The sequence below is a fragment of the Roseibium sp. MMSF_3247 genome (assembly GCF_030733765.1).
Lineage (GTDB): Bacteria > Pseudomonadota > Alphaproteobacteria > Rhizobiales > Stappiaceae > Roseibium.
In genome coordinates this window covers 64940-81670 of the sequence record NZ_JASHII010000003.1, presented here as the reverse complement: position 1 = coordinate 81670, position 16731 = coordinate 64940, and the positions used below count along the sequence as shown (strand labels likewise).

Sequence of the window (16731 nt, the reverse complement as noted above, 5' to 3'; positions counted from 1 at the left end):
CGAGAGCGATGTTGAATGCCTAAGATCAAAAAAAAGATCAAAAATACATGCATTTCAACAGGGAGGAAATAAGCATGAAACTTAAGTCTGCCTTATTGGCGGCGACACTGGCGGTGTTTGCCGGCGCTGCATCTGCGGAAGAATTTCCGAGCGGAAGTGTCGATTACATCATTCCGTTTGGCCCGGGTGGAGAATCCGACATAACCGCGCGTTTCCAGCAGCCCTTCTTTGAGAAGCTCTACGGCGAACAAATGGTTGTCAATTACCAGCCAGGTGGGGGTGGCGCCGTTGGCTGGTCGCAACTGAACAACATGGCTGGCGACGGATCCGTCATTATGGGGATCAACCTTCCCCATATCATTATCAAGCCAAAACAAGGTGATGTCGGGTTTCAAACAGAGGACCTGGCTGCAGTTTACATGTTCCACTACACGCCGGATGCCATCGTGGTTACGGCGGACAGCCCGTACATGACGCTTCAGGACCTCATCGATGATGCCAAGGCCAACCCTAAGCAGGTCATTTTTTCCGGCTCAGGAAAAGGGACTGCCAACCATCTGGCACAAGTCCAGTTTGATGAGATGGCAGGAATGGAGAGCACATATGTCTCCTTTAAAGGAACGGGCGCGTCTGTAACGGCTCTTCTTGGCAAGCAGGTAAAGGCGGCTTGGGGTTACACCACCGTTGGCGCTGCGCAGGGAGACAAGGTCCGCCTTCTGGCTGTTGCAATGGAAGACCGCCACCCGGCGTTTCCTGATGTCCCGACCTTTCGCGAGCTGGGCTACGATATGGTGTCCGGTGCCTACCGCGGTATAGCCGTGCCGAACTCTGCTTCTGAAGAGGTCCGGATGCAGGTGTCTGATGCAATCAAGGCCATCAACGCAGATCCGGATTTCCAAAAACAGATGCTTGATGGCGGCTTTGCGCTCGTGGACGTTGGCTACGGGGCTGATATGGACGCCTTCATTTCCGATAAGGCCGAAGGGTATCTGAACGCGGCACGTTCGGCTGGCATTATCGATTGATAATACTGATGAAGGCGCTGTTTGCGCCTTCATCCTCACACCTGTGACGTTCCGCGTCTCTCCCGGGAGGAATTCATGCTCGAGTTTATCATCGGTGCTTTGTCACCGCTGAACCTGCTGCTTGCCCTGTTGGGTGTGGCTGCGGGAACGATCATTGGTTCCATTCCAGGATTGACTGCAACCATGGCAGTCGCCGTGCTTGTGCCGCTGACATTCACGATGTCGGCGGACAGCGCTCTCATTCTCATGGGGGCGATTTACACCGGGGCGATCTATGGCGGCGCTTATGCCGCCATCTTGTTGAACACGCCCGGAACACCGTCGGCAATTGCGACCACCTTCGACGGCTATCCAATGGCCAAACGGGGCGATGGTGATCTCGCCGTATCAGTCGCATGTATCTCGTCGGTGATCGGCGGGCTCGTCGGCGCTTTGGCGCTCTTGTTCTTGGCGCCGCCATTGGCAGAAGCCGCCTTGGCATTCGGTCCTGTGGAGTATTTCTGGCTGGCAGTCTTTGGTCTGTCGCTGATTGCAGCGTTGTCGACAGGGGATTTTCTGAAAGGTGTGATTGGAGCCTGCTTCGGGCTGTTGCTCGCCATGATCGGGATCTCTGAAACGAGTGCTGAGGTTCGTTTCACATTTGGGTCAAATGTGCTGCTGGGCGGAGTTGAGACAGTATCGGCCCTAATTGGTCTATACTGCATTCCGGTGCTCATCGATTTGGTTGCGACGCCGGACCGGCACCTCAAGGCGCCGGAGCAAACACGTGGCTTCCGTTTGCCAGAAGCATTCGGCCTCCTTTTGAAGAACAAAATCAATGTGATGCGCAGCTCGGTCATTGGCACGATGGTTGGAGCGCTTCCAGGGGCAGGTGGCTCGATCGCGGGCCTCGTTGCGTATTCAGAGGCACGGCGCACCAACAAGGGCAAACCGCCTTATGGCGAGGGCAACCCGGGCGGGATCGTCGCGACGGAATCGGCCAACAACGCAACGGTTGGCGGTGGCTTTATTCCAACCCTGGTCCTGGGCATCCCTGGAACCCCGCCGGACGCGGTCATCTTGGGGGCGCTGCTGGTTCAAGGTGTGCGGACGGGGCCAAGCCTTTTCGCTGACGGTGCCAATATCGTTTATACCTTTATCTTTGGCCTTTTGCTTGCAACGGTCTTGATGTTGCCCGTCGGACTGATGATCGGCCGTTTCGCTTACGGTGCCATCGTGCGGGCCCCGAAAGCCGCACTCGTTCCAATCGTCGCCTTCATGACGGTGATTGGCACGTTCGCGATCCGCAACAGCTTGTCCGATATCGCAATCATGATTGTGCTCGGCATTGTCGGCTGGGTTGCCGGCAAGCGCGGGTTTTCCGTCTCGCCCATCGTTCTTGGGTTGATCCTCGGCCGGATTGCAGAGCAGGGCTTTGTCCAAAGCTGGACGATCGGCGACGCGATTGGAAATCTTTGGGGACAATTCTTTGGGCGGCCGCTGTCAATGGCCATCATTGCACTGACACTTCTGACCTTCTTCTATCCGTTCCTGCCGCGTTTGAAACAACTCGTTTCCAAAAGCACCGTGACGCCGGCAGATGAACGCGAATGCGCGCCTAAACCCGCTGTCCTCCGGGATTTGCTTGGGCTGCTGATTGCCGGTGGTATTGCGCTGCTGGCTCTGCAGCAATCGGCCAGTCTGAACCCTGAAGCTGCCGTCTTTCCCAGGACGATTGCCATGGCAATGGCTGTCATTGTCGGCCTGGCCCTTTTGAGGTTGTTCGTGACCAGGCATGTGACCGAGTTTGCGGTGGAAGGATCATGGGTCCGCATGACAGCGCTGCCCTTGGCAATGTTGGGCGCCGTTTTTTTGTTTCCGCTTCTCGGGTTTGGCGCAACAGCGGTTCTCCTAGGCCTCGTATTGACCGTTGTTGCTCAGCATGACCGGTTTTCATTGAAAAACTGGGCAATCCTGCTCGTGAGCGTGGCCGCTGTCATTGTCGCCTGCACGCTGCTTTTCAGCGAAGTTCTGTCCGTACGTTTGCCATAGGTCCTGCATTCGAGCAGGGTGTAAGGACAAAAAGGGCTGAAATGCTCGTCGATCTCTAATCCGCCGTGTTTATGTTCGACGTGGTGAATGAACTCGAGGGCGTTATGGCTGGAAAAAACCTGCGGCTCGGCAACGCGAAGAACCGATTTGGCGCGTATACCGGACAATACTTTTATTATGCGGACTATGCGAAGACCAGATATCGCCACCTTGTGATCGCCTTTGCGGCGGTTGCTGTGCGTTTCGACCCTGCTATGGCGAACGAGAGCTTTTGTTCGTAGCCTTTAGGGGAGCACCAGCCGGCGCAGCTGAATGGACCAGTTGGAAAATAGAAGCCAGGATCCGTTTGACGTTGTGGCCTTCCGGCAAACTCATAAATGAAATGCCTTGAACGACGCGCAATTGGGTTGCAGCATCGACAAAGGTTGTTGAAATGCGGAAAGTCTCAGGCTTTCGTTTTTTATGAGTTTGGAAAGGTCAGCATGCAGGTTCAGCCAGATAGGTTTTTGCAAGATCTTCACACCTTACGATCCTTCGGCGCGAGTGGTGTGGGCAAGGGCGTGGTGCGCCCGGCTTTTTCGGATCCAGATGTTTCGGCCCGGACGTGGCTGTTCGACCAGTTGGCGGCGGCCGGTCTTGCACCGCATGTGGACCCGGCGGGCAACGTTTTTGGTCTGGCTGAAGAACCATCCATTCTTCTGGGGTCTCACAGCGATACCCAACCTGAAGGCGGTTGGCTGGATGGGGCCTTGGGAGTCATTGCCGCTTTGGAGGTCGCGCGGGCGGCAAAAGAAACAGGCGGTCCTTCCGTTTCTGTCGTGAATTTTCAGGACGAGGAAGGGCGCTTCGGGGCTCTGACAGGTTCCAGCATTTATTCAGGCAAGACACCGCTGGCCGAAGCTGACACCTTCACGGACGTAAACGGAACTTCCTTCCGCGAGGCACGGTCTGCCATCGCGGGGCTTACCAGGGGTGTCGTACCGCACACGCACTTCTCTGGGTTCATCGAATTGCATATCGAACAGGGCAGCACGCTGGACGAGGCAGGGGAGGCGATTGGTGTTGTCACGGACATCGTCGGATCCCGGCAGCTGCAAGTGACTTTGACCGGTCAGCAAAACCACGCCGGAACAACACTCATGCACCAGCGGAAGGATGCGTTCCAAGCTCTGTCGGCGTTCAACAACGCTCTCAACGACCGTCTTCGAAACATTGTAACGCCTCGCACAGTCTGGACGATTGGACGGGTACACTTGCGGCCCAACGCGCCCTCCATCGTGCCAGGCGAAGTCACGTTCGACGTGCAATGGCGCGATGTTGATGACGATCGGCTTGCCCGTATGGAAGCCCTCATTCGGGATCTTGTATCTGCAGTCGCTGAAGAATATGGGATGACGCCGGACGTAGTGCCCATCAAGGCACTGCAGCCGGTACCTATGGATTCGACCTTACGAGCGGCCCTTTGTGCCGGAGCTGAGGCGCGGGCCTCTGGCAAATGGCGCGAGATGCCGTCCGGCGCCTTACACGATGCCTCGAACATGGCCAGCATGATGCCGGCGGCCATGTTGTTTGTCCCGTCGATCGGAGGGATCAGCCACGATTTTGCCGAAGACACCAATGAGGAAGACCTGATCATCGGTCTTCGGGTTCTGGCGGATGCCATCAGCCGACTAAGCTGAAACAGTCATCAAATAATCGAATTCAGTCCACGGATATCGTCTTTTCGAGTAAAGTGTACCCGTCAATCATCGATATTGTCGGCAGGCGGTCTAAGCATCTATGTCACGGACCATAGTATTCTGTGTCTTGAGCGTTCGAAAACCTTGCCCGTTGTCTGTCGACTGCTCAAGCCAGAGATAGGGGTGTCCTCATAACACGCTCCCGATCTTGTACGCTCAAAAATAACACAAGGTAATTATTACAAGGTTTGGAACTCCCAGAAGCGGGAGGTTGCGATATGCTTCGCGTGTTTCCTTCGACTGCTCACCTCGCTCTGCCAGTACTCTGGCGTTCATATGCGTTCCATATACGAACCGGTCCTCCAGCATCTCCCTAACTGCGCGGACCGAGTGCGTCGCGCAAGGATCGGTTCAAGACCTGTTCTCCGCGCAGGTCTAGACCAGAGTGCAAATCGATGATGTGACTTTTCTGGACCTGTTCGGCCTCGGCCCCGTCCCGTTTTTCAAATGCGTCCAAGAGGGCATGATGTGAATGGCTTTCACAGGCGGTGTCTGACCTCTTCCAATAAAGCGCAATGATAAGTGACGATCGGGAAATCAGTGACCGAACCATGCCAGTGAATATCCGATGATCGGCGATTTCTGCGATTGCCGTATGAAACGAACCCGACAGCATCAGCGCACGACCCATATCTGCGGCGTGGATGGCTGCGTGTTCCGCGTCCAGATGTGCTTTCAGATCTGCCAGCTGTGTTTCCGTAATTGCATCGGCGGCAAGGCGCGCAACTGCAGGCTCAATCAGGGCCCTGGCCTGAAACACTTCGTGGGCTTCCCGTATGGTCGGTTTAGCAACGTAAGCGCCTCGGTTCTTGATCATGCTGATCAGACCGGAATGCGCCAGGGCTTGCAGGGCCGCCCTGACGACAGTGCGGCTTGCCCCGTAGATTTCGCCGACCTCATCTTCAGATAGTTTTACGCCAGGAGCCAGCTTGTGCTCCAAAATCGCAGCCTGAATGTTGAGGCAAATTTCCAGTGTCCGCCCCGGGGGCAGCGCAAATACCTCATGCAAGGTCGTTTGGGATGTATCGGAAGCGGTCACAGAAATCGTCATGTTTGTGTTGCCCGGTGCGGCATTTGGTTGACCTTACCTGTTCAGGTCGGACACAGCAATCGCAGACTGTATACAATATTTAATCATAATGTATTTTATTTGACTGATAATTGTGCACATTTTTGATGCCGTTTTATCCCCTCGCGGTCAAAGTATGACAGAAACCGCAGAAATCCGCTGATATCCATCCTTGGCACGCCGTTTGCGTGGACAGGTCTCCAATCGCAATGTGTGAAGGAGATCCTCGCAAATGGCACAATCCCTGGAGCTGGAACTGGCCGCTGTCACCAAGGCCTATGGTGCCACGATTGCGGTTGATGCCATCGATCACAAGTTTTCCGCGGGGTCCTACTCGTGCCTGCTTGGCCCCTCTGGATGCGGAAAGTCTTCAACGTTGCGCATGATCGCTGGCCATGAAGGCGTCTCAGCCGGCGATATCATCTTTGGTGGTACGAATGTCACCGACCTGCCTCCGGCAAAACGGGGCACGGCTATGATGTTTCAGAACTATGCGCTTTTCCCGCATTTGTCGGTCCTCGACAATGTCGGATTTTCCCAAAAGATGCGCGGCGTAGGTCTGGCAGAGCGCAACAAGAAGGCCTTCCAGTTGCTGGAGCTGGTCGATATGGCCGATTATGCAGCGCGCCTGCCGGCTCAGTTATCCGGCGGTCAGCAGCAGCGGGTTGCTCTTGCCCGGGCCCTCATCACCGAACCCTCGGTTCTTCTGCTCGATGAGCCATTGTCAGCGCTTGATCCGTTTTTGAGGATCAAGATGCGGCTTGAGCTGAAACGGCTGCAGCGTGAGCTCGGAATTTCCTTCATTCATGTCACTCACAGTCAGGACGAGGCCCTTGCGCTTGCCGATGACATTATCGTCATGAACAACGGCAGGATTGAACAGGCAGGCAGTCCACGAGCTGTCTTCAATACGCCGACCACTGAATTTGTCGCCAGGTTTATCGGTGGCCATAACGTGCTTCGGCACCAGAATGCACGCGTCGCCTTAAGGGTGGACAGATTACAGGTCCTCAAATCGGCCCCGCAAGAAGCTGATCACCTCACAGCCAGCGTGGTGGATGTCGAGTATCTCGGATCAACCGTCAATTTGGCGCTCGACGCAGACGGCGCCGGAGATTTGACGGCCGCTCTCAGCGAAGAAACGTTCTTTCAAGACCCTATCGAAATCGGGACAACCGTCTTCCTCAAATGGAAGCCGGAAGATGTCCACCAATTGGCCGCCTGACGGTTGCCGATCACGCCCTTCTTGCAAAGGGCCAACACGACTCCAAGAGGGGTAACAGGAGTAGGACCATGACAGACAGACTGGACAAAAAAGGTATCAGCCGGCGGAGCATTCTCAAAGGGGGCGCGGCCGCAACCGGCGCGGCGCTTGGCTCTGGAGCGATCACCGGGTTTCCAACCATTTGGGCGCAGAACATCAAGGACGTTACGCTCCGCCAGTTCGGAACCGGCGTTTCCAACCTCAACGAGGTTGCTGCAAAAGTTAAGGAAGACCTCGGTTTTACTCTGGAAATGACGGCGCTGGACAGTGATGCCGTCACCCAGCGCGCGGCCACACAGCCGGACAGCTTCGACATCGCCGACATTGAATACTGGATCTGCAAAAAGGTCTGGCCGACCGGCAACCTCCAGGCGATGGATACGTCGAAAATCAAAAACTATGACAAAATCGTCGGTATTTTCCGAAACGGGAAACTGACGCCGGAAAGCACGATCGCGCAAGGCACAGCGCCGCATACGGTCGGTTTTGTGGAAGGTGTTGACGGCAAAACGTTCGTCGACAACGAAAGCGGCTGGATGACGTTGATCCCGACCATCTACAACGCCGATACCCTGGGCATTCGTCCTGATCTGATCGGTCGGCCGATCTCCAACTGGTCTGAGCTGCTTAATCCGGAATTCAAAGGCAAGGCATCGATCCTCGATATCTCGTCGATCGGCATCATGGACATGGCAATGGTTGTGGAGTCCATGGGGGAATACAAATACCCGGACAAGGGCAACATGACCAAGGAAGAGATCGATCTGACCCTTGGTATCTTCACCGAAGCCAAGAAAAATGGCCAGTTCCGGGCCTTCTGGAAGACATTCGACGAAAGCGTCAACCTCATGGCGTCCGGTGAAGTCGTCATCCAGTCCATGTGGTCTCCGGCCATCACGGCTGTTCGCTCACAGGGTATCCCGTGTGTCTATCAGCCGCTTGAAGAAGGCTACCGCAGCTGGGGCGGCGGCATCGGTCTGTCCAAGAGCCTTAGCGGTCTCGAGCTTGATGCAGCCTACGAATACATCAATTGGTATCTCGATGGCTGGGTCGGCGGCTTCCTCATGCGCCAAGGCTATTACTCTGCAGTTCCGGAAACGTCTAAGAAGTTCATGTCCGAAGACGAGTGGGGCTTCTGGTTTGAAGGGAAGGCTGCCGAAGGCGACATCACGAACCCGTTTGGAACGGTCATGGAAAAGGCCGGCGCTGTTCGCGATGGCGGGTCGTTCTACGACCGCATGGGGGCTGTTGCCTGCTGGAACGCGGTCATGGACGAGAACCAGTACATGGTCCGCAAGTGGAACGAGTTCATCGCGTCCTAAGCCTGTTTCCAAAATCGGTGTCCGGGGTTCCCCGGGCACTTCCTGTGATGTTTAACGGACAAAGGCTCCATGACGGACCAAAGCCATCTATTTCTACATTCCCGGACAGCGGCAGCCGCGGGCAAACAGGCGAGGCCGTCGTTTCAGTGGAGTCGTTTGCCGAACAATCTAACTGGTTGGCTGCTGTCCCTACCGCTCACAGTCGTTTTGTTTTTTTTCCTGGTGCTTCCGATTTGCATGATTGTTGTCGTCAGCTTTTGGGGGGCGACCGAGTTTTCGATCTATCCGGCGTTCCAGTTTGACAATTACGAGTTCCTGCTGACATCGCCGGTCACCTATCAAGTGTTCTGGAACACCCTTAAATATGCCTTGATTACCTGGTTTTTCACTTTGGTAATCGGCTTCACCGTTTCCTACTTCCTGGCATTCCATGTGCGTTCACTAACTTGGCAGATCGTGTTGTTTCTGCTTTGCACTATCCCGTTTTGGACGTCCAACATCATCCGCATGATTTCCTGGATCCCCTTTCTGGGGCGGAACGGGATTGCCAATTCCACCTTGATGTCCATGGGCGTCATCGATGAGCCATTGGAATGGCTGCTTTTTTCAGATTTCTCGGTGATCCTGGCCTTCGTGCACCTGTACACGCTGTTCATGGTTGTGCCGATCTTCAACACCATGATGCGGATCGACATATCCCTGATCGAAGCGGCGCGGGATACCGGCGCATCGGGTTATCAGACCCTTACGAACGTCATTATTCCACTCACCAAACCCGGCATCATGATCGGGTCCATTTTCGTGATCACGCTTGTGATGGGAGACTTCATCACAGTCCGATTCATGTCCGGCAGCCAGAAGGCTAATGTCGGCCGTCTGATTTCCAATGACATCGCGCTTTTGCAGTATCCGTCAGCCGCCGCAACCGCTGTGATTCTTCTGATTACGGTGCTTTTGGTGATTTCGATCCTGCTGCGCTTTGTCGATATTCGAAAGGAGCTGTGATCCATGGAAAAACGCAGCCGATCCTTTTATGTACTCGCCACGTTCTTTGCGCTGTTCCTGGTGTTTCTTTATGGTCCAACGCTCACCATCGGCATTCTGAGTTTTCAAGGTCCGGGCGGTGGACTGACATTTCCGATGCGCGGCGTGTCGATCTATTGGTTCCGCGATCTGTTTGAACAGCAGGCTGTTGGAGACATCTGGGGCAGCTTCTTCCGGTCCATCACGCTTGGGCTGATGGTGATGGTGACGACGGTGATTGTCTCGGTGATGGGCGGATTGGCATTCCGCAAACGCTTTGCTGGCTCAAGCGTTCTCTTTTATCTGATCATCACGTCCCTGGTGATCCCATCCGTTCTGATCTCCCTTGGCGTAGGTCTGATTTTCTCCCAAGCCGGGTTGGCTGTGCATTGGTCGACCTCCGGATATGGATCTCAACTCACTTGGACCCTGCCGTTCGGGCTGCTCATCATGTTTGCGGTCTTCAACCGCTTCGACAAATCCTATGAGGAAGCTGCGCGGGATCAAGGTGCGTCTGCCTGGCAGACCATCCGCTACGTGGTGTTGCCGATCATAGCCCCTATGCTCATTGGCGTGGCGCTTTTTGGTTTCACCCTGTCCTACGACGAATTTGCCCGCACGCTTCTCACCGCGGGCAGCTACAACACGCTGCCCCTTGAAATCTATGGCATGACGACGAACGTCACGACGCCGGTCATCTTCGCGCTGGGAACGCTGACAACGCTGTTCTCCTTCGGGATCATCGGGATCTTTTTGACAGTCGTGTTGCTGATCAACCGGCGGCGATCCAGGCACGGATCGGATGCCGGTAAAGGCATGGTCTAGTGGCAGTGACCCGATGACACATCACCACATACTCGTCATCAATCCGAACACGACGGTTTCGATGACGGAAAAGATTGCCGTGGCCGCCCGTCAGGTAGCTTCCCCGGCAACCAGAGTTACGGCTGTCAACCCTGCGGACGGCCCAAAGGTCATCCAGGGGCCAGATGATGGCGCTGCTGCATTGCCAGGACTGTTTGATCTCTTTGACCGGACACTGCAAGCCAATCCGAAGATTACTGCCGTTGTGATCGCCTGTTTTGACGACACCGGTTTGTTTGAGTTGAAAAAACGATCACCGGTACCGGTGATTGGGATCGGTGAGGCTGCCTATCACCTGGCCTCCATCACCGCGCTGAAATTCTCCGTTGTGACAACTCTTTCCGTTTCTGTTCCCGTTCTGGAGGATAACCTCCGCCGCCTTGGCCTTGCCAATCGATGTACAAAGGTCCGGGCCTCAGAAGTGCCCGTTCTGGCACTGGAGGATCCACTTAGTGATGCCCGTCATCGGATAGAACGCGAGATAGAGACCGCACTGGAAGAAGATGATATCGGCGCTATCGCACTGGGGTGCGCCGGAATGGCTGACCTTGCCAAAGATCTGTCGAAGCGCTTCAGAGTTCCGGTCATCGACGGTGTGGCGTCTGCGGTGAAGCTGTCGGAGATTATCGTTCGGTAAGTTTTCGGCGCCGATATGAGTATCTGAACAGGTCATCACTCGAACCGGCCTCGACCTTCTCCGATCCCCCAGCATCGCTATCATCTTTGCACTGTGGCCTGTCTCGCTTCGATCCGGGCCAGGTTGGTTTTCAGATGCATAATAAAGGTCGGGTAGTCATCGCTGAGTTTCTGGAAGGGTATGGGTGACCTTCAGCGTAAGTTTTATCCGACGCATTACAGATGGATACCACTTGATTGCGGAACCTCAGCGGGCTGACCTGGGTAAGAATTTATAGGCTTGGAGAAGTGGTAGCGGGAGAGGGACTCGAACCCCCGACACGCGGATTATGATTCCAACGGAAAAGCTTTGAATCTTATCGCTTTGAGATGACATTGAGCTTGCATGAGGCGGCGTTGTAGTTGTAACCAAGTTATGGTTTTTGATCTTCTGGTTACGGTTCTTCCATGATTGCTCTTCTTGTAGCTCGCGGCTTTCCACGCTCGGTCCAGCCCGTAGATTTGAGCTTTGATCCATCTGCGCGGTTTCAATTGACGTGTTTGCAAGACGCAGTCAGCGCTGCGAATAAGGAAATAACCGCGCAAGTCGCACTGGGCGTCGGCGTGGATGAGCGGATCGAAGCGAACCATCCAGCGCTTAGAATAGCGTTCGTTCAGTCTGTCAGAACGCGGCAGCGCACTGTGATCGACAATGTGGCACGTCTCTTCGACAATCATGACTGGGAGAGCGCTTTGGCTTTCCAAACGGCCATGCGGAAATCGACCATCAGCGTGTATTGCGCGCTGCATACTACATATTTGGAAAGGCTCGACCCAAAAACGCTTCGTGTTCTTATCTTAGATCGTCTGCATCAGAGCAGGGAGCGTCAGGCGGTCAGCGAATTTCGAAAGATGCTTCAGAAGCAGCGTGTTCGAGCGAAGCCAAAGGTTTCCGCGGAAACTCCGTCACAAACCAAAGAGAGACTGGCGTCCTATGATGACGCGTTTATAAGTCTGCAAATACACAAGATCTGTAGTGATTGGATTAAAGCAGACCTTTCGCCTCCGTTTACTGTCAGAGCAATTGTGGACGGATTGAATGAAAAAGGCATTCAGACCCAACGCGGCAGACCCTGGACATCGCCCAATCTCAGAAAGTTCTTGCGAACCAAGCGTAAGGCAAGCCCAGAAAACGTCCTGTTTGAATGGATCAAGTTGCCTGATACGCAGAGCGCTAACTAAGCCGCCTCCAGATCTGCTTCGAGTTTCGCGAACAGGGCGACATCATCCTCGGCGTTGTCAAACAGGTGCCCGTAGACGTCGAAGGTCACGGTGATCGAGGCATGTCCCAGAAGCGTCTGGATCTTCTTCGCGGGCCAACCTTGTTCGATGTACAGCGAGGCAGCGGCATGACGCAGGGCGTGGAACGAGAACTTCGGTTTACCCTCTGCAGTGACAATTCCAGCGTCTTTCAAAAGCGGGTAGAGAACCCGGTTTGAGATATTCGACGGGCTTTCCACGTTGCCTATGCCGTTTGGAAAGACAAGATCGAGCTCGCCGGTTGGGCAGTCCGCTTTCCAGGACATCAGCACCTTCTTCACACTTGGTGCCATGGGAATGTCACGACGGCCCGACTTCGACTTGGGCTTGCCGATCTGATTGAAGCGATCAGCGCGTTGACGGACGCGAATGATCGACTTTTGAAAATCAACATCTTCCCAACGCAGACCACGCAGCTCCGACATGCGCATGCCTGTGTAGATCGCAGTCGTGATGAGCGGGCGCTGCTTGTCTGGAACTGTCTCCAGCATCGCCTTGATTTCAGCCTTAGTCGGGATGATGCGATCTGGAGCGTTCCTTGATGCCCTGCGCAGCTTCACGGACAGCGCCACGTTGTTGTCGATCCACTCGCGATCCAGGGCCTCACTTAGAGCTGAGCGCAAAGAGCGCAGTACCTTGTCGGTCATCGCCCTGGAATTCTTGTCCAGCATGTCATCCATGAAATCGCGCACGTGTGAGCGGGTGAGGCTGCTTAGCTCCCGATCGCCAATGGCTGGCTCGATGTGGTGATCAACGTGCTTGCGGTATGAGCGCAGGGTTGCGCGTTCCAGCTCATCGCGCTCACAGCGCTTGATCCAGGCTTTGCATGCGTCACTGATTGTCTTGTTGTTTGTCATTCTGCTCGTCCAAGTCTTCGATTTACAAAAGTGTAGGACGGGCGGAAGACGGTGTCGGGTGTTATTCCAGTCGGGTAGATGGAAAAGTACCGGCGCATATCAGTGCCGGATGGAAGTCCTAGAGTCACCGCGACAAAGCTTGGGGGATGCCTCATGGGGTCGGCAGCTCGGCCGCGCCAAACCCCGGAAGACTTCACTTTGGGTATTAGCACTTGCCGGTTTGAGGTGATTGTTCGGATAAGAGTTGAAACGCGGGACGAATGCTCGTCTGCAATAGAGCGCCGGCTCGACCGGCGCTCTATGGTGCATTTATTCGGCGGCTTCTCGGTAGGGTGCGCCTTCTCCGTAAGGGACGTTTACGCCGCCATATCGGCGGACCCTGACGTTGCATTGTTCTGCATGGCCGACAAAACCTTCAAGCATACACAAGCGTGAACCGTATTCACCGACCATTGTTGCAGCTTCATCGGTGACCACTTTTTGGTAGCTGTGGGTCTTGATATACTTACCCACCCATAGTCCGCCCGTGTAGCGACCTGCTTTCTTGGTCGGGAGCGTGTGATTGGTTCCGATGACCTTGTCTCCGTTGGCAACATTGGTGCGGGGGCCAAGGAACAAGGCACCATAGCTGTGCATGTTATCGAGGAACCAGTCGTCGCGATCCGTCATGACTTGCACATGCTCTGAAGCGATGTCGTTCGCAACATCCAGCATTTCGTCATATGTGTCACAGACAATGATCTCACCGTAAGTCTCCCAGCTCGCGCGGGCAGTGTCTGCGGTCGGGAGAATGCTCAACAGACGGTCGATTTCCGCAAGCGTGTCTTCTGCCAACTTGCGGGAGTTGGTGAGAAGGACGCATGGGCTGTTGTAGCCGTGTTCGGCTTGGCCCAAGAGGTCTGTTGCGCACATCTCTGCGTCCGAGGCGGTATCATCGGCGATCACCATTGTTTCGGTTGGACCGGCAAAAAGATCAATTCCGACGCGCCCATAGAGTTGGCGCTTGGCTTCGGCGACAAAGGCATTGCCTGGGCCAACGAGCATATGAACCGGGTCGATTGTATCCGTGCCGAGAGCCATGGCGCCGATCGCCTGAATGCCGCCGAGAACATAAATCTCATGCGCGCCGCCCATTTTTATTGCCGCAATCACACCTGGATTCGGTTCTCCCTTGAACGGAGGGGTGGCCGCGATGATACGTGGAACCTGCGCAACCTTGGCAGTTGCGACAGACATGTGCGCTGACGCAACCATCGGAAATTTGCCACCCGGAACGTAGCAGCCAACAGACTGAACCGGGATGTTTCGATGACCGAGAATGACCCCGGGCAGTGTTTCCACCTCAATGTCCAGCATGGAGTCTCGTTGCGCCTGAGCGAACTTGACGACCTGATCGTGAGCGAACTGGATGTCCGCCATTTCTCTCGTTGAAACCTTAGACGTGATGGCTTCGATTTCGCTGTCGGTAAGTTTGAACGCTGGTGGTGAGTAGTTATCGAACTTTTCGCTGAGTTCGCGAATGGCGACATCGCCACGAGCCTCGATGTCTTTCAATGTGGCTTCCACGACAGCGCGGGTCTTAGCATCATCCTCTGCGCGTTCATCCACGGGTTTCCCACGTTTGAGATACGTGACGGTCATATCTTTGCGTCCTTTCGATATTGGAATGAGGTTTGTGGAGCCATCATCTCAGGCTCTTTGCGAAGTACGCTGCGGCAGCAACAATGATGACGCCCTTGATCACCATCTGGGCCTGGACCGGCAATCCAACGATAATGACGAGATTGAAGATTAGGACCAAAATCAGAGCGCCTAAAACGGCTCCGAGAAGGTTTCCTTTTCCTCCACTGAGAGCGACGCCGCCGACCACGGCTGCAACGATGGAATCCAGCTCATAACCGCGACCGACAAAGTTATCGACTGATCCCACGTATCCGACCAGCAGCAGTCCGGCGATCCCCGCCAGAACAGAACAGATCACGTAGCAAAGGATCGTGATGTTGTGGGAATTGATCCCGACCAGGTCTGCCGAGGAGGGGTTACCTCCCACCGTGTAAACCTTGCGTCCAAACACTGTGCGTTTCAGGACAAAGGAAAGCACAACAAACAAGATTGCGAAGCCGATGACGTTGACAGGAATTCCCAGGATTTGTCCGGTACCAAGGAAGCGAAAACCTTCCGGCAGAATTCCTGATGGAGCGCCCTTGGTGTAATAGAACCGCAAACCCTGTAGCACGATCATCATGGCTAGTGTTGCCAGGAACGGCGATACATTTCTCTTGGTCACCAGCCAGCCATTGGTAAAGCCAACGACCACGCAGAACGAGATTGCGGAGACGAAGATCACCGGGATCATAACATCATCTTGCGTATCGAAGGCGGTCGCGATTACGGCCACAGTTGCCATCAAGGAGGCGACCGAAAGGTCAAGTCCCCTCACCAGGATGACAAAGGTCTGACCGATCACCACGATCATGAGCGGGGCCGCTTGCGTCAGCACATCCTGCAAGTTGCTGACCGACAGAAAAGACGGCGAGATGATGGTTGCAATCGCGATGAGGCCAAGGAATGCACCGGGCAAGATCAGGCTCTTCAGCCGGTCCGGGGTGAGCAAGCCATTTCTGTTGAGAGTGACAGTCTCTGCGGTCATAGCTTCTTACTCCTGTCGACGTAGATGGCAACGGCAACGATGATGATCAGACCCTGGATGACCCATTGAATGAACGTGGACGTGTTCATGTAGTTGAGTAGGTTGTTGAGCAGAGAAATCATGGCCACACCAAGAAGGGCGCCAAGGATGTTGCCTCTTCCACCTCCGAGGATGATCCCGCCTACGATCACCGGTGTGATCGAGGCCAGCGTCAATGGCTCGCCGACAAGTGGGTCACCGATACCGGTCCGGCTCACGTAGTATGTCCCGGCGAGCGCTGCGAAAAATCCAGAGGCGGAATAAGCGAGCATTGTGATGCGATTGTTCCGGATTCCACTGAGGCGCGCGGCCTCCGGGTTACCGCCGACGGCATAGACCTGCCGGCCCGTCTGGCGATACTTCAGAAACAAGGCGACACCGATAAAACACGCCAGCATCACGAGCCCGGAAATCGGCATGCCGAGGATCCGGCCATAGGCAAATTCTTCGAACCAGAAGGGTACGCTCCCGGTCGGCTGCAGGGTGTACAGAAGAACAGCTCCCTGCAGCACTGATGCCGTCCCAAGGGTGACGATCAAAGGGTGCACCCCTGTGACTACCGTGATCCACCCATTGGCAAAGCCAAAGCACGCGCCGAAAGCCAGTACGATGACGATCGCAGGGATCATCATTGCATCATTGCCGCCAACAAGGGCTGCGAGCATTACGTTGGAGGCGGACACGACCGCACCAATGGAGAGGTCGATGCCGCCCACCAGAACCGTCAGCGATTGACCAATCGCAACAAACCCCAGCGGAGCGGCTTGTTCAAAAACGTTCAGGAAGTTCCGCGATGTGCCGAAACGTTCATTGACGAAAAAGCCGGTAACAACAATAACCGCGATAAGGGCGATCACCATGAACACCGCAGGTTCCGTCCGTCTGAGTTTAAAGACCAGTTGGCTCATTTGGA

At 55.0% G+C, this 16731-nt stretch carries 15 protein-coding genes; 10 read left to right on the top strand and 5 right to left on the bottom strand.

Going from position 1 to position 16731, the window contains the following annotated elements; genetic code table 11:
• Window positions 1-74 precede the first annotated feature (74 nt).
• From RBB44_RS10780 to RBB44_RS10765, 4 genes are all read left to right on the top strand, one after another.
• Window positions 75-1025, top strand: a complete 951-nt coding sequence (locus RBB44_RS10780) for a tripartite tricarboxylate transporter substrate binding protein (RefSeq protein WP_306147389.1) — start codon at window positions 75-77, stop codon at window positions 1023-1025.
• Between the two features lie 75 nt (window positions 1026-1100).
• Window positions 1101-3056 (top strand): tripartite tricarboxylate transporter permease, encoded by a 1956-nt coding sequence (locus RBB44_RS10775; protein ID WP_306147388.1) that lies wholly within the window; start codon window positions 1101-1103, stop codon window positions 3054-3056.
• Between the two features lie 104 nt (window positions 3057-3160).
• Window positions 3161-3337, top strand: coding sequence for a hypothetical protein (locus tag RBB44_RS10770; protein ID WP_306147387.1), 177 nt, complete (start codon window positions 3161-3163; stop codon window positions 3335-3337).
• A 201-nt stretch (window positions 3338-3538) separates the two neighbouring features.
• Window positions 3539-4735 carry a hydantoinase/carbamoylase family amidase gene (locus RBB44_RS10765; protein ID WP_306147386.1) on the top strand — a complete coding sequence of 399 codons (1197 nt, stop codon included), beginning with the start codon at window positions 3539-3541 and terminating at the stop codon, window positions 4733-4735.
• 373 nt (window positions 4736-5108) lie between these two features.
• Here the strand turns inward: RBB44_RS10765 and RBB44_RS10760 are convergent, their stop codons facing one another.
• Window positions 5109-5846, bottom strand: coding sequence for a GntR family transcriptional regulator (locus RBB44_RS10760; protein ID WP_306147385.1), 738 nt, complete (start codon window positions 5844-5846; stop codon window positions 5109-5111).
• 250 nt (window positions 5847-6096) lie between these two features.
• Here RBB44_RS10760 and RBB44_RS10755 point away from each other — a divergent pair, with 250 nt between their 5' ends.
• The 6 genes from RBB44_RS10755 to RBB44_RS10730 all read left to right on the top strand — a co-directional run bounded on the left by RBB44_RS10755 (window position 6097) and on the right by RBB44_RS10730 (window position 12194).
• The gene (locus tag RBB44_RS10755) at window positions 6097-7089 is read left to right on the top strand and encodes an ABC transporter ATP-binding protein (RefSeq protein ID WP_306147384.1); all 993 of its coding nucleotides are present in this window, start codon (window positions 6097-6099) and stop codon (window positions 7087-7089) included.
• A 68-nt stretch (window positions 7090-7157) separates the two neighbouring features.
• Window positions 7158-8450 carry a PotD/PotF family extracellular solute-binding protein gene (locus RBB44_RS10750; protein WP_306147383.1) on the top strand — a complete coding sequence of 431 codons (1293 nt, stop codon included), beginning with the start codon at window positions 7158-7160 and terminating at the stop codon, window positions 8448-8450.
• Window positions 8451-8519: 69 nt separating this feature from the next.
• Window positions 8520-9455: an ABC transporter permease gene (locus tag RBB44_RS10745; protein ID WP_306147382.1), complete on the top strand. Its 936-nt coding sequence runs from the start codon at window positions 8520-8522 to the stop codon at window positions 9453-9455.
• Between the two features lie 3 nt (window positions 9456-9458).
• Window positions 9459-10298, top strand: coding sequence for an ABC transporter permease (locus RBB44_RS10740; protein ID WP_306147381.1), 840 nt, complete (start codon window positions 9459-9461; stop codon window positions 10296-10298).
• 13 nt (window positions 10299-10311) lie between these two features.
• A complete protein-coding gene (locus RBB44_RS10735) occupies window positions 10312-10974 on the top strand; it encodes an aspartate/glutamate racemase family protein (RefSeq protein ID WP_306147380.1) in 663 nt (220 codons plus the stop codon).
• A gap of 446 nt (window positions 10975-11420) precedes the next feature.
• Window positions 11421-12194: a hypothetical protein gene (locus RBB44_RS10730; protein ID WP_306147379.1), complete on the top strand. Its 774-nt coding sequence runs from the start codon at window positions 11421-11423 to the stop codon at window positions 12192-12194.
• On the opposite strand, the gene RBB44_RS10725 is transcribed toward RBB44_RS10730, so the two are convergent.
• From RBB44_RS10725 to RBB44_RS10710, 4 genes are all read right to left on the bottom strand, one after another.
• Window positions 12191-13129 (bottom strand): site-specific integrase, encoded by a 939-nt coding sequence (locus RBB44_RS10725; protein ID WP_306147378.1) that lies wholly within the window; start codon window positions 13127-13129, stop codon window positions 12191-12193. The genes RBB44_RS10730 and RBB44_RS10725 overlap by 4 nt on opposite strands.
• Window positions 13130-13438: 309 nt before the next feature.
• Window positions 13439-14770 carry a histidinol dehydrogenase gene (gene hisD / locus RBB44_RS10720; RefSeq protein ID WP_306147377.1) on the bottom strand — a complete coding sequence of 444 codons (1332 nt, stop codon included), beginning with the start codon at window positions 14768-14770 and terminating at the stop codon, window positions 13439-13441.
• Window positions 14771-14813: 43 nt separating this feature from the next.
• Window positions 14814-15779: an ABC transporter permease gene (locus RBB44_RS10715; protein WP_306147376.1), complete on the bottom strand. Its 966-nt coding sequence runs from the start codon at window positions 15777-15779 to the stop codon at window positions 14814-14816.
• Entirely contained in the window at window positions 15776-16726 is a 951-nt protein-coding gene (locus tag RBB44_RS10710) for an ABC transporter permease (protein ID WP_306147375.1), read from the bottom strand. The genes RBB44_RS10715 and RBB44_RS10710 overlap by 4 nt, the downstream gene beginning before the upstream one ends.
• Window positions 16727-16731: the final 5 nt, after the last annotated feature.